This is a genomic window from Roseibium sp. HPY-6, from assembly GCF_040530035.1.
Lineage (GTDB): Bacteria > Pseudomonadota > Alphaproteobacteria > Rhizobiales > Stappiaceae > Roseibium.
In genome coordinates, this window is the sequence record NZ_JBEWCD010000001.1 from 960,110 (window position 1) to 974,048 (window position 13,939).

At 55.3% G+C, this 13,939-nt stretch carries 10 protein-coding genes and 1 pseudogene; 4 read left to right on the forward strand and 7 right to left on the reverse strand.

What is annotated here, in order from left to right:
• Positions 1 to 34: 34 nt before the first annotated feature.
• Positions 35 to 3,766: a tetratricopeptide repeat protein gene (locus ABVF61_RS04580; protein ID WP_353992348.1), complete on the reverse strand. Its 3,732-nt coding sequence runs from the start codon at positions 3,764 to 3,766 to the stop codon at positions 35 to 37.
• Positions 3,767 to 4,476: 710 nt separating this feature from the next.
• On the opposite strand from ABVF61_RS04580, the gene ABVF61_RS04585 reads away from it, so the two are divergent.
• Entirely contained in the window at positions 4,477 to 5,637 is a 1,161-nt protein-coding gene (locus tag ABVF61_RS04585) for a GGDEF domain-containing protein (RefSeq protein ID WP_353992349.1), read from the forward strand.
• Positions 5,638 to 5,656: 19 nt separating this feature from the next.
• Here the strand turns inward: ABVF61_RS04585 and ABVF61_RS04590 are convergent, their stop codons facing one another.
• The 5 genes from ABVF61_RS04590 to ABVF61_RS04610 form a co-directional block, all read right to left on the reverse strand.
• A complete protein-coding gene (locus ABVF61_RS04590) occupies positions 5,657 to 6,553 on the reverse strand; it encodes a D-alanyl-D-alanine carboxypeptidase family protein (protein WP_353992350.1) in 897 nt (298 codons plus the stop codon).
• A gap of 30 nt (positions 6,554 to 6,583) precedes the next feature.
• The gene (locus tag ABVF61_RS04595; protein WP_353992351.1) at positions 6,584 to 7,345 is read right to left on the reverse strand and encodes an ABC transporter permease; all 762 of its coding nucleotides are present in this window, start codon (positions 7,343 to 7,345) and stop codon (positions 6,584 to 6,586) included.
• A 42-nt stretch (positions 7,346 to 7,387) separates the two neighbouring features.
• Positions 7,388 to 7,855: a GNAT family N-acetyltransferase gene (locus tag ABVF61_RS04600; protein ID WP_353992352.1), complete on the reverse strand. Its 468-nt coding sequence runs from the start codon at positions 7,853 to 7,855 to the stop codon at positions 7,388 to 7,390.
• Positions 7,856 to 7,861: 6 nt separating this feature from the next.
• Complete coding sequence (locus ABVF61_RS04605) at positions 7,862 to 8,785, reverse strand: ABC transporter ATP-binding protein (protein WP_353992353.1); 924 nt, start codon at positions 8,783 to 8,785, stop codon at positions 7,862 to 7,864.
• Between the two features lie 291 nt (positions 8,786 to 9,076).
• Positions 9,077 to 9,727, reverse strand: a complete 651-nt coding sequence (locus ABVF61_RS04610; RefSeq protein ID WP_353992354.1) for a pyridoxamine 5'-phosphate oxidase family protein — start codon at positions 9,725 to 9,727, stop codon at positions 9,077 to 9,079.
• Positions 9,728 to 10,041: 314 nt separating this feature from the next.
• On the opposite strand from ABVF61_RS04610, the gene ABVF61_RS04615 reads away from it, so the two are divergent.
• Positions 10,042 to 10,944, forward strand: coding sequence for a pirin family protein (locus ABVF61_RS04615; RefSeq protein ID WP_353992355.1), 903 nt, complete (start codon positions 10,042 to 10,044; stop codon positions 10,942 to 10,944).
• Between the two features lie 229 nt (positions 10,945 to 11,173).
• Here ABVF61_RS04615 and ABVF61_RS04620 read toward each other — a convergent pair.
• Positions 11,174 to 11,463 (reverse strand): annotated as a pseudogene (locus ABVF61_RS04620) (GIY-YIG nuclease family protein).
• A 263-nt stretch (positions 11,464 to 11,726) separates the two neighbouring features.
• Between ABVF61_RS04620 and ABVF61_RS04625 the strand changes: the two are divergent.
• Positions 11,727 to 12,911 (forward strand): GNAT family N-acetyltransferase, encoded by a 1,185-nt coding sequence (locus ABVF61_RS04625; protein WP_353992356.1) that lies wholly within the window; start codon positions 11,727 to 11,729, stop codon positions 12,909 to 12,911.
• A gap of 108 nt (positions 12,912 to 13,019) precedes the next feature.
• Entirely contained in the window at positions 13,020 to 13,931 is a 912-nt protein-coding gene (locus tag ABVF61_RS04630) for a PhzF family phenazine biosynthesis protein (RefSeq protein WP_353992357.1), read from the forward strand.
• The last annotated feature ends 8 nt before the right edge of the window (positions 13,932 to 13,939 follow it).

Below are 13,939 nucleotides of genomic sequence, written 5' to 3' on the forward strand. Positions count from 1 at the left end.
TTCAAAAGCCAGGCCTCCTGTTCTCGTATCCGTTTCAGCGAATGGCGGTTTTTTCAGTTTCCTGAAGGCGTTCCAGTGCAGCTTCCGCCAGGAAATTGCCCTGGTCCGCTGCGATTTCGTAATATTTTTTTGCAGTTTCCATATCGGTGTCGACGAACTTCCCTTCTTCCAGCAGGAGGGCCATGTAGTAGGTGCCGTCGTGATCGTTCTGGGAAACGGATTCTTCCAGAAGGGCCATACCTTCAGATCGGTTCGGCTCAACCCCCAAGCCATTAAGGAGCATCCAAGCGGCATTCGCCTTGCCACCGCTGGAGCCTCTGCCGATCGCTTCCTGAAAGAGCCGGTTGGCTTCCTGGAAATCCTGGATGACCCCGGTCCCGTTCCGATAGAGCAACCCCAGAGCCACGAGGGCTCCGGTGTCACCGGCATTGATGGATGCTCTGTAGAGTGACGCGGCCTGCGCGTAGTCCTGACCGACATAAAGCCCGTTTTCAAACATCCACCCGAGATTGTTCAGCGAGATACCACTGCCAAGATCGGCGGCCTTCGAATAGTGCTCGAACGCTTTTTCGTAGTTGACCTCTCCACCTTGCCCAAGGAAGTAGAAATTCCCCAGCGCCGTATGTGCCGGCTTGGGCAGGTCCTGCAATGCCTGCCTGTAGTAGGTTTCGCCGCGTTTTGGGTCAGCTGTAATACCGGTACCAAATACATAGGCCCGTCCAAGTGTCATTGCAGCGTAGGCATCTCCCCGGTCTGCGTATTCAAGCAGAACAGGGATTGCCTCGGCAGTTTTCTCTTTCCCGAAACTTTCTTCTTCAACGTAGAGCATTGCCAGGTTCAGACTGGACCATCTGCTGCCCCCTTCCAGAGATCGCAGAAACCAGTCTTCGGCGGCAAAAATGTCGCGTTCCACGCCCAAACCGTTTTTCAGGTGCCAACCGACAGAGCCGGCGGCATCAGAGTGTCCCGCCTTGGCTGCCTGCAGGAGATAGTCATAGGCCTGCTCCATGGAGTGACCTTCGATCATCTTGTTCTGATGCAAGAGACCGATCGAGTTCAGCGCATCGGTGTTTCCGAACCGAGCCGCCTTTTTGAACCAGATCAGTGCGGTTTCCGGGGCAAAATCATCGCCATTTACTTCATTGCTGAAATGAAATCCGAGTTCAAGCGCAGCGTCTGCGTTGCCGGTCACGGCGAGGTCTTGAAGCTTCTCGATGCCGGCGGACCGGTCAATATCGGGGTCGAGGCCATGCAAAAGGCTCGAAGCCAATAGGTAGCGTGCATCCTCCAGTGATGCCGCGGCCAACCGAAGCCACATCAGTGATTTTTTGTAGTTCGTCTTCGTAATCGCCTGGTTCTGCAGCCTGCCGGTGGCAAAGGCTTCACCCAACGCAAGTTGCGCGAGCGCCTCGCCCCGATTGGCGGCGAAACGCAAATGCCGCATTATTTCTTCATTGATTTCGGGATCATCGGACTCTGTCCGCAGAAGCAAGTCGGCCAGCAAGACGTGGACGCTGGGAATGGCATTTGACGAGAGGTCGGCGCTCCGTTGCAGGTGGGCTGCCGCCTTTTCCGCATCCTGCGGAAAAATAATCCCGTTGGCGTAGGCAATTCCAAGAAAAAGCTCACGCTCCGCCTTCCCTTTTGGGGTAACGGGATTGTCGCCACTGTCCCTGATCAAATGCGAAAACGGGCCGATAGCCGACAGCGGCGCCGCGTCTGCAACTGACTTCAGTTCCTTGATCGCTGCAAAATAGTCAGCTCCTTCGACTTCACCCAATATCTGCAGGCGCGCCCATTTGACCGACGCATCCAGATTGCCGTCATTGGCCGCAACCCGGTAAAGAGCCGCGGCATGTTCCAGATCTTTCTGCGAGGGATCATTGTAGAGCACTTCCGCGGCATCATAGGCCGCATCCGGATCACCCAGCTCTCCTGCCCGGATCCTCCAGCGAAGTGCATTTTGCCGGTTTGGTGTCATCCAACCATCGTCGCTGAACGCTGTTACAAGGCGTTGTGCGGCAAAGAGCTCATCGCCTTCAGCCGCGAGCTCATAGTGACGAACCGCCTCATTTTTCTCCTTCGCGCCGCCCAGGCCCTCTTCTTCCATGTAGCCGAGATACTTTGCCGCAAGATAGAAACCGTTTTCTGCGGCACGCTCGAAATAGCCACGCGCAAGCCGGTCGTTTTCCTGTGCCCACTCACCATGAAAGTGGGCAATGCCCAAAAAGGTTGCTGCATTTTCCACACCGGCCTCATCGGCCTTGCGAAAGTACTCCATGGCGATTTTGAAATCGTGCTCTTCCCAGTCGGTTTCTGTATAGAGGTATCCGAGATCAAGCAGCGCTTCCTTGTTTCCCGCATCCAAAGACCGACTGTAGAGTTCGCGTGCTTTTGCGAAGTCGCGATCAACCTGATCGCCATCCATGTAATAGTCACCGATCGACGCCAGAGCGTCCGGATCACCTAGGTCAGCTGCGCGCTGATACAGGTGGAACGCTTCGTTGCTGTCCCTGGCGACGCCGGTGCCGTTGTCGTACATGTCAGCCAGGACAAGAAGCGCGGCAAGGTATTCATCAGCTGCGGCCTTTTCCAGAAGCCGGCGGCCACGATAAACGTTAGGCGTGCGTCCCTCAGATCCGTAGACGAGTGAAAATCCGAGCTCCGTCAATGCAAAGGGTTGTCCCTCTGCTACAGCGTCTTCATAAAGCGCTCTAGACTTCTCCAGATCCTGGCCAACCCCAAGACCTTCCTGATAGAGCCAGCCAAGATAGGCCTTGGCGCGGGCAGAGCCTTCCGCGTCTATCGCTTTCTGGTACTCGTCGGCAGCCCGAGCATAGTCCTTTTCAACGCCACCGCCCTGCTCATAGGCCAGACCAAGGGAAACATGTGCATAGGAATAGCCGAGGTCGACGGCGCTGCGAAACAGTGAAACCGCGCGTTTTTGATCCTGCGCGACCCCTTGCCCCCAATAGTACATTGTTCCGAGATTATGTTTTCCGCGGCTGAAACCCGCATCTGACGCCTTTCGGTAGAGCTCGGTTGCCAGCTCGTAGTCAGGGGTTCCAAGCACACCGGTTTCATGCATCAGCCCGAGATTGACCCAGGCGTTCAGGTTGCCTGCTTCACCGGCGCGGCGGTAAAGACGGGCTGCCTCAGTAAGATCCTTAGCTGTTCCACGTCCGTTTTCATGAAGCCAGCCAAGCGCAGATGTTGCTTCCGCCACGCCGCCACGGCTTGCCCACTGGATCCAGAAAAAAGCCTGCCCGTCGTGCTGGCGGATGCCCTCGCCTTCCAGGTAAAGATATCCGAGACGCAGCCCGCTCCAGCTATCGCCGAAATCGGCGCCCTCCTGGTAAAACCTGACCGCCTTTTCGTAATCCTGAGGACCTGCCAATCCCGTTTCGTAGTAATAGCCCACCTGCGATTTCGCCCAGGGGAACCCCAGCGCTTCAGACCTTTGAAAATACGAGAAGGCCCTTTTGTAGTCCGGCTCCCATAGCTCACTGTTTTCATAGGCGAGCCCCAGCCGGAAAAGGTCTTCCGGATCCTCTGCGGCTTCTCTAGCAAGAAGTTGCTCTAATTCCTGAGCATCCGGCATGCCGCCGAAATGGTCGGAACCCGTTCCCTGATACGCGGAAAGGCCCTGCCCTTCACGCTCAAGCCGCCAGGAATGCCCCCCTCCGGATTCACCCGATTTTCCGGCCGCATTGCTGTGAGTGGTGAAAAGAAAAATACTAAAAAACAGACACCAGACTAATTTCATTGCCCCACCAAGAAACCTCAAAGGGGCAACAGGCCAATCGCCGACCCCCACGATTTCGTATCCCGCGAATTCAAACAGGCAAACAGCCATAGCGCGAAAAATCAAGCCCAACTCGTTTAAAGCAAATTGGTTTCAGTCGGGCAATATGCCTCGAATATCAAAGTAAATTCAGCCCAAACAGAACTTGAGAAGCGGCCAGGGCGTTTTTTCTTTATTCGGAAGGGGCCGGATTCAGGCTGGATTGGCCGCGCCCATATTTTCGCCGGCAACTCCGGCCGGTCTTGCGGCAGAAGCGCGGAAAGTCGTGTGTCGTCATGCCCGTCCTACGTGTTTGACGGGACTTTTCACTACCTCTCCGGCAAAATTCGAAGCAGCTCCGATAAGAGGCTGAAGACTCATAAATAACTGAATTTATTCGGAGAATTCAGTCTTCAGGCCCAGATGTCTGATCCTCTTTTTCGCCTTTAGACAGTTTTTCGACCAAATTAGATAAAAGTAGCGTAGATTCTTCGCCGACTTTTAGAAAATGTTAATCCGCACATGTGCCTATGGAGGTAAGTGCTATTTTCAGTGGACATTTCGATTTGATTTTCCACTCTCATACAATTTGATGAAAATCTATTAACCAGCACTAACAACATCTAAAACAGTTTCACCATAGGCTCTCCTGTACCGCCGGTTTCGGCTATCAGTTTGTGGAGTGCGTCTACATGGATCTTTTGACGCTTTTTTCGGCAAACCTGCTTTTGCTGCTGATTTTTGCCATTTCCTTTCAGTCGATGTCACTTCGCGTGACACCGAACGCCCATTGGCGCAGTTGGGCAGCAGCAAATGCTCTACTGGCGATCGCTCTGATCTGCTTTGCTTTCGAACGTGTGCTTCCGACCTTCGTTGCCTACGTTCTGCCGAACACGCTGCTGTTGCTCGGATTTGGGTTTCATCTTTATGCAGCCCGCGTTCTTGCGCGCTTGCCGAACAAACTGAGCGACGTATTCGCTCCGGCCGCTTCTTACGTGCTGGTCGGCGTCCTTGCCTACGTGCTTTCCGATCCAATGCTTGCCTATGTCGGCGGCAACGTCATATTCACGCTCCTCTGCGTCGCGACCATTGTCGCGTACACGTCAAAGAACTTCCATGGACTGATCTCCGTCATCGGGCTCGTCCTTGCCTTCTTCTTCCTTGCGGCCGTTGGCGGTCTGCGCATCTTTCACGGGCTCGCCGGAGACGCATTTGCCGGCCCGGGCATGATCAATGACATGATGCAGGATCTCCATCTGATGAGCGCCATGCTGTTTGTCAGCCTGACCGGCGCGTTCTCAACCGCTCTCTCCTTTGAGCAGGTTGCACAACGCCACAAGGAAGCCGCGATGCGGGATCCTTTGACCGGCGCTTATAACCGCCGGGAGTTTCAGTCACGCCTAGAAGACTTGTTGCACGCTTCGTCCAGGAAGACGTTCGGCCTGCTGAACTTCGATCTGGATCACTTCAAGCAGGTCAATGACCAGTTCGGTCACCTGGCAGGCGACCAGGCGCTGGTGAAAGTCGTCGCTGCCACAAAGGCACAACTGCGCAAGGACGACTGCTTCGCGCGGCTCGGCGGCGAAGAATTTGCAGTCATTCTGCCGGATATCTCAAGGGAAAATGCGGCCAAGGTCGCGGACCGCCTCAGACAGCGGATCTCTGAAATCCAGTTTGACTTCGCTCCCGAAGACTTCAGGATCACCGCCTCCGCTGGTATCTATCACGGCGATGGAAGCGAGGTGGTGATGGAAGATCTGCTTCAGGCCGTCGACGAGAGCCTATACCGGTCGAAAAACAACGGTCGCAACTGCGTGACGTTTGCCCCATCACTCAAGCCTGTCGCAGTGTGACGGCCCAAAGGAAACCGGGTCAGGAGTAGGCTTCGATAAGCCGTGTCACTTCCCGGTCTCGCGCAGCTTCACTCTTGCCGCCCATGACGACAACGATCAGCTGCTTGCCGCCACGCCGCGACGTGGCAACCAGATTGTATCCCGACATGCGGATGTAACCCGTCTTCAGCCCGTCAACGCCTGCAACTTTTCCCAGCAAATTGTTGGTCGCCTTGAAGGTTCGGCCACCATAATTGAACGACTTTGCCCGGTAATAGTTTGCATATTGCGGAAACCGCCGTTTGAGTGCGAGGCCAAGTTTCGCCATATCTCGCGCTGTCGTCACCTGACTTGGATCCGGCAACCCTGTCGCATTGACGAAGCGGGTCCTGGAAAGTCCGAGCGCCCGTGCCTGACGTGTCATCAGACGGGCAAAGGCGGCTTCACTTCCTGCAAGGTTTTCCGCAACGGCCATGCCGACATCATTGGCCGACCTGATCGCAAGCGCCTTGGCCGCCTGTTCGACCGTGATTGTCGTACCGGCTTTCAGCCCGATCTTGGCCGGCGGCTGTGCGGCTGCCTTTTCGGAAACCGTCAATGGCGACGACAACGAATAACGCCCGTCAGCAACGGCTTCGAACAGAAGATAAAGCGTCATCATTTTGGTGAGCGACGCGGGAAAGCGGGCCGCATCCGCATCGACGGCGTAAAGCTGCTCTCCGCTGGATGCATTGATGACAAGAGCGGAAAATCCACGCTCCTCCGCAGTCGAGGGTGCATAGGCGACAACCGGAAGCGACGCGCTTTGGACAGGCGCAGTTGAGGCTGAAGATGCCGAAGGTGTCGCCGGGGCTTGGGTTTGCGTGGTTTGACAGGCGGCCAGGACGAGCGCGAGGCAAAGCGCGGAAACCGTCTTGAGAAAGGACCTTGATGACATAAACACTCTCACGCTTTGAAAGACCCGGCCTTACGCCTTCAATCGGTACCCGGTTTTGAAGATCCAGTGCACGATCGCCAGTGAGCCGACCAGAAAAACACATGTCGCTACAAGCGAAAAACCAAGGCTCACGTCTGCCTGTCCGTAGAAACTCCATCGGAAGCCTGAAATCAAATAGACCACCGGGTTCACCAGCGTCACCGTCTGCCAGAATTCAGGTAACATCTTGATGGAGTAAAAGCTGCCACCGAGAAAAGCGAGTGGCGTCACGATCAGAAGCGGCACGAATTGCAGCTTCTCGAAATTGTCCGCCCAGATGCCGATGATGAACCCGAGCAGTGCGAAGGTCACCGCTGTCAGAACAAAGAAAGTCACCATCCAGACAGGATGACGGATTTCGATATCGACGAAGAAATTGGCCGTGAGAAGAATGATCAGCCCGACAATAATCGATTTGGTTGCAGCCGCCCCCACATAGGCCACGGTGATCTCGAGGTAGGAGACCGGCGCTGACAACACCTCGAAAATGGTTCCGGTGAAACGCGGAAAATAGATCCCGAATGCCGCGTTTGACAGGCTCTGGGTCATCAGCGAGAGCATGATCAGGCCCGGGACGAGAAAAGCTCCATAACTTACGCCGTCCACCTCGGAGATCCGGGAACCGATCGCCGCGCCAAACACCACAAAATACAGCACGGTCGAAATCACTGGCGACACAACGCTCTGCATCAGCGTGCGTTTCGTGCGCGCCATTTCTGCCAGATAAATGGATCTAACAGCTCCAAAGTTCATTCAGACACCCGTTCATTCGTTCCAAGGGAGCGTCTCTCACGCTCACGTCAAATTCAATTCCATACGCGGCAAGGTTCTGCCCGGTATCGAGCCCGAAGGCGAGCGTCCGACCGTACGAAAGCCCATGCGTGTGTAAAATGGTTCGGCAAACGGATCGGCGTCCAGGCCGATCAGCTTCAGATCAATTGCCTTGGCTTTCTTTTGAAGTGCTTCGAACAGGCGCTTGCCGACTCCTTTGCCCTTCCAGTCCGGATCAACGAAACACGTTTCGAGCTCACCGATCCCACTGTCGACCGACAATCTGATGCAACCGACAACCCGGCCGTCCGGCGTTTCCGCGATCCAGAAGTCATTGTCGGTGATCCATAGGTCCTGAACACGCAGCTCATCCGTGCACAGCGCCATGAACGCGTCGTCATAGCCGTTGGACTGTTTTGACCGCATGCAAAGATCTGTAAGCGTATCCTTGTCCTTCAGTGCAGCAGTGCGGATGGTAATGTCCGTAGTCATGAAAGCTTACCCTCCCTTCACGAGATCGACGAAAATGTCTTCAAGTGATGACTGGTCGGTCTGAAGATCCTGGAAGCGCACGCCCGCCTCGGCGAGGTCGGTCAGAAGCGCGGTTATGCCGGTGCGTTCAGCGTGCGTATCGTAGGTATAAACGAGTTGCGTTCCCTCGTCGGCGAGTTCCAGATTGTAACGGGAAAGGCGTTCCGGGACCACGTCCAGAGGCTCCGTCAAATTGAGCGTCAGAAGCTTGCGGCCGAGCTTTCGCATCAGCTCGTCCTTTTCTTCGACAAGGACGATTTCACCCTTGTTGATGACCCCGACCCGGTCGGCCATCTCCTCGGCTTCTTCGATGTAGTGTGTTGTCAGAATGATCGTGACACCACGTTCCTTCAATTCATTCACGATCCGCCACATATCGTGCCGCAATTCGACGTCGACCCCAGCGGTCGGCTCATCCAGGAACAGGATCTTGGGCTCATGGGAAAGTGCCTTGGCAACCAACAGCCTGCGTTTCATGCCGCCCGAGAGCGCCATGATCGGATTGTTGCGCTTTTCCCAGAGTGTCAGATCTTTCAAGATACCATCGATCAGCGCACGGTTCGGCGGAAGACCGAAAAGACCCCGGCTGAATGTGACCGTGTCGCCAACGATCTCAAACGGCGCGGTTGGCATTTCCTGAGGCACCAGTCCGATGAGACGACGGGCGGCGCGAAACTCCTTCATTGCGTCGTGGCCGCCAACCCGGATTGAACCGGACGTGGGGCGTACAAGTCCGCAAATCGTGCTGATCAATGTCGTCTTGCCGGCACCGTTTGGTCCAAGAAGCGCAAAGACTTCTCCTTCCTCTATGTCGAGGGAAACGGATTTCAGCGCCTGAAAACCACCCTCGTAGGTTTTTTCCAGGTCGCGCACGGACAATATCGGAGCCATGAAGATCCAACCGGTTCAATGATATGCATTTGACCAGACGGCCAAATTGACAGGGCAGCCTCGCATGTGGGCCAGACCGCCGCAAGATGCAAGATCCATTGTCTGCTGCCGGTACGATGTCACCATGATTCCAAAGCGCGTATCGCCAGGCCGGGCTTAGCCCATTGCAATCCAGCCGGGTAATCCGCTTTAGAACCAGCTTTGCTCATCAGCCGGCAACGTTTCGATCTTTGATCGTAACGAAATGGAGGTCCGGCCCCCAGTCACGGTTCACAAGCATCCGGCACAAAACTAGTAAAGAGTATTCCTGTATTCCTCTTCCAGCTTTTGATCCAGCTCGTTCATCTGCGTATCGTCCTGCGGAGCGCCCTCTGTCTGGTCCAGGATGATATTCATCAGTGAGGGCATTTCGCTGCGATCCAAAAACCTGTCCGGATCCCAAAGATGCGAACGGCGAAACGCTTTTGCGCAATGCATGAAGACGGATGTCACCTTCACCAGGATCGCAATCGTTGGGGCGCGTCCATTGATGCTCAACGTCTCGAGCAAGTCGGGGTCAACCACGAGGCTCGCCGTGCCGTTGACACGCAAGGTATCGTCAAACCCCGGGATCAGGAACAACAGTCCGACACTGGGATTGGAGACTATGTTAACGAGGCTGTCGAGACGATTGTTGCCGGGGCGGTCGGGAATGACCAGCGTTTCCCGATCCACGACTTTCACAAACCCGGCAGGATCACCACGCGGGCTGACATCTGCCTTACCATCAGCATTCTGAGTGCCAAGGCACAGAAATGGCGAGCGGGCAATATAGTCTCGCGCATGCTTGTCGAGCGTCGCCTGGCACTTCTTTATCGCCAGCTCATGGGTTGCCGGGAACAGTGCGCGCAGAGAGGCTTCGTCCCTGATCGTCAACTCCGGCTTAGGTCTGTATTCCTGCATACCCTGGCTCCTCCCGCTTTGTTCCGCCGTCCTGGTTTGTACGTACCTGACGCTGCAAACCTACCGAGACTTACGCTTCAGTTTTCATATGCGCTGAATCAAACAATACAACCTAAACCGAACAGACCTTCGGTTGTTGACAGCTTTTGAGGTGCGTACCTCACGATGACACAAACTGTCAATGTTGCGGCCTCGGGGCGCGGCCCGGAATTGTTTCCCTGCAATGAACAGAGCGTTCGTTTGAGCGCGGCTAGGTTTTCTGCCAATCAACGCTATTTTCTGCACAACGAACAACCAGAAAAGGACGAACCTCCATGTCTATCCGCCCGGTGACGCATATCGGTTCAACGCAGCCAACTCTTGAAGGCGCAGGTGTAAAGCTTGAGAGAGCTTTCGGTTTTCAGGACCCTGAAATGCTTGATCCATTTTTGCTGCTGGACGATTTCCGAAATGATCGACCGGAAGATTACCTGGCTGGTTTTCCCTGGCATCCCCATCGCGGTATTGAAACCATAACCTATGTCCTGGCCGGCACGGTCGAACACGGCGATAGTCTCGGCAACAAGGGCGACCTGGGCGCGGGAGACGTACAATGGATGACCGCAGGGCGCGGCATCATGCACCAGGAAATGCCGAAGGGTGATGAAAACGGGCGCATGCACGGCTTCCAGCTTTGGGCAAATCTGCCCTCATCCCTAAAAATGACCGAACCGCGCTACCAGGACGTCACGGCAAAAGACATCCCTGTAGTGACGGAAGATGACGGCAGCTCTGCACGGATTATCTGTGGTGACTTCTGGGGCAAGCGCGGCCCGGTCGACGGGATTGCTGCGGATCCTCAATACCTTGATATCCATGTGCCCGCGGGCAAGAAAAAGCGTTTGAAGGTAGATACTTACAAGCAGACTTTCGCATATATTTTCGAAGGCTCGGGGATATTTGAGGGTGCATCCGATCCCTTCGGTGTGCTGACAGAAAAGGAGTTCGAAGGCGAAGAACTGAAATTTCGGGATCAGACGGGTGACCGGACACTCGTCATATTTGGAACCGGTGACGAAATCGTGGTACACGCCGGCGAGAAAGGCATACGCTTTTTGTTGGTCTCCGGCGCCCCGATCAAGGAGCCCGTCGCCTGGCACGGACCCATTGTCATGAACACCCGCGACGAACTTGTCCAGGCGGTCACAGAGCTGCAGAACGGAACATTCATTCGCTGACCAGCTGGCCATCCGCCGGCTCCAAACCGGGGTGGCGATCCTTACGCATCTTTGTCCTCCCCGTTTTCCACACGCGCGTAAAGGCCGGGCGGCAGCAACATTCGAGGCTGGTGATGAAATGCGACTGGACAAAAGATAACAGGTTTCCGGCCTTCCGCACCGCTCCAGCCGGAATGAGCAGCTCAAAACAAAGAGACATCCGGTACGGCTTGTTCGCGCTTACTTGCTGTCACGAATTCAAATGCCGTTTCAAGTCATACCAGTCAGGGTTCATTTTTTCGATTAACTCGATTTTCCAGTTCCGCCGCCAGGATTTGATCGCCTTTTCACGAGCGATTGCTTGGTTGGCAACTGGATGCTCTTCGTACCAGACCAGGCGAACAGCTCCGTATCGGGCAGCAAATTTTGAACCGGCCCCGCGTTCGTGCTCGCAAGTCTTCTTGCGAGATCATTCGTGACGCCGGTGTAAAGCGTTCCGTTCTTTCGGCTTGCCAATATGTAGACCCAAAAGCGCTTCATCAATCGATAGGGTGCGGCTTGGATTGCAGGGTCAAGCCCTGCAATGACCTAAAAAACAACAGTTTCAGATCCAAGCTCTTTGCATTACGTCATGCCATGGCTTGACCATGGCATCCATCCCCTTAAGGCCGAACATGTACAGCTTTTGAATGCACTCGAGCAAATGGCATAAACATGGGACGCTGTAGACGTTGCTCCCGTTTGCCTTCTTACCTTCACAAACTGTGGCTACCGCTGTCTGGCGCACAACACTACGGACTGCCATGCCCCTCAAACTCCGTCCTGCCACGCTCGCCGATGCCCCGGCGCTAACCCGTATTCTCCATCGTGCTAAGGCCTCCTGGGGGTATCCGCAGGACAAGATGGATGAATTTATCGAAACATGGGGCATCAAAGAGGCAACGATCCGGTCGCTGGAGGTAACGGTTGCAGAGCGAGATGGGACGCCGCTCGCCTTTTCAGGCGTGAGCGTTCAAGAAGGCGACACGCTCCTGGTTGACTTTCTGTTTGTCGACACTGGAGCGCAAGGCTCTGGCGTCGGCAGCCTGCTTTTGAAGCGCGTCGAGGATGCCGCCCGGAAAAAAGGCCTTTGCCGCCTTCATCTCGAATCCGACTTTCATGCAGAGCAGTTCTATCTGAAGCACGGGTACAGAACCCTGGGTACGCGACCGAGCGAGATGTCGCCGGGACAGGATATCCCGCTCATGGAAAAACGGCTGCCTGCCAGTGTCCACAAGGTCACGAATATCGACCTGAGTTTGACAGACAAACCCTGGCGGTTTGAAACCGAGAACGAACTCGAAATTTCCGCCCATTTTCACGAGGCAAAGAAAAAGATCGCCCTCTTGTGGAATGGCCGGACCCTAAAGCTGACCGCCTTTAATTTCAAAGACGGCACTTTCACCGGACACTGTGCCGAGAGCTCTTATGCAGCGCACCTGGCCTGGCGTGACTGGGGTGCTCCGGATGCCGAGGCTTTCAATCTCTTTGGATCTGCCATCGTGAGGTCTCGTGACGGCGCATTGCTCTATGGCCTCATGGCCGATCATACGGCAACAGCCGGAATGATCTATCCGCCCGGCGGCAATCTCGATCTGAACGACGTCACCGCAGAGAAAAAGGTCGATATTCGCGCGGCGATTCGCCGGGAATTGCACGAAGAAACCGGTCTTGTCTGCGATCAGCAATCCGGTGAAGACCTGCTGGTCGCATTTGACGGGCCGCGTATCTCAATCGCGCAAATCTTCGAAGTCGACGAGACCGCTGAAAGACTGCGACACCGCATGATTGAACACTCACTGAATTCGGAGGAGCAGGAACTTGCGGATATTTTCATCATCCGCGCGCGCTCAGACCTTGAGAACCCGGCCATCGTTCCATTCGCCCGCGAGATTGCCAAGTATTTGCTGCCTTCAGAAGCTCTCGGCGAAACGGAGGCCGGTCAATAGTTTGTTCACCAAGAACAACCACTAAGGACTGGCGGGACTCGCTGAGAAATGTAAAAGTCCGCACACCTCGGGAATAGAATTCAAGTGCATCTCAAGGGAGAACAGAATATGGGCCGTCGCTACGCGATCTTGGATGTCTTCACCAACACACTCCTTGCCGGAAATCCACTGGCGGTCGTGTTGGACTCCGAGGGGTTGAGCGACGAGCAGATGCAGAAGATCGCAGGTGAATTCAATCTCTCTGAAACCGTGTTTGTGTTTCCGCCCGAAAACCCGGGCCAGTCCGCAAGCATACGGATCTTCACGCCGAAAATGGAACTCCCGTTTGCAGGCCACCCGACCATCGGCACTGCCATACTGCTGGCAACAGAACGCTTTGGCGAAGTCGATGGCGAACAGGACGCTGTCGTCGTTCTGAAACAGAAGATCGGGGCTGTGCGCTGCGCCGTCATCTTGAAGCAGAATGCGGCGGGCTTCGCTGAATTCGATGTACCCAGCCTGCCGGAACCGGCCGGGCCGACCCACAATATCGAACTCATAGCAGCCGCGCTGGATCTGGAGCCGACGGACATTGGATTCGAAAACCATGCACCGTCCCGGTTTCAGGTCGGCCCACCTTTCAATTTCGTACCCGTGCGCGACCTTGATGCCCTTTCCCGGGCAAAGCCGGTCGCAGCCATGTGGAAGGCGGGCTTCGGCAAGGACGCACACAACCACGCCTATATCTACTGCCGCGAAACCCGCTCGCATGACAGCGCCTTTCATGCGCGGCTGTTTGCACCGGACATGGGCATCCTGGAAGATCCGGCGACAGGCTCCGCTGCAGCAGCCTTTGCGGGCGTTGTCAATTTTTATGACGGCCTGACGGAAGGAACCCACCATATTCGCATCGAACAGGGTTTTGAGATGGGGCGACCGTCGCTGATTGATCTTGAGATCGACATTGAAAACGGCGGCATGCACGCGGTCCGTATCGGCGGACAGGCAACACTTGTTGCGCGCGGTGAGCTGTTTGTCTGATTTTTGAG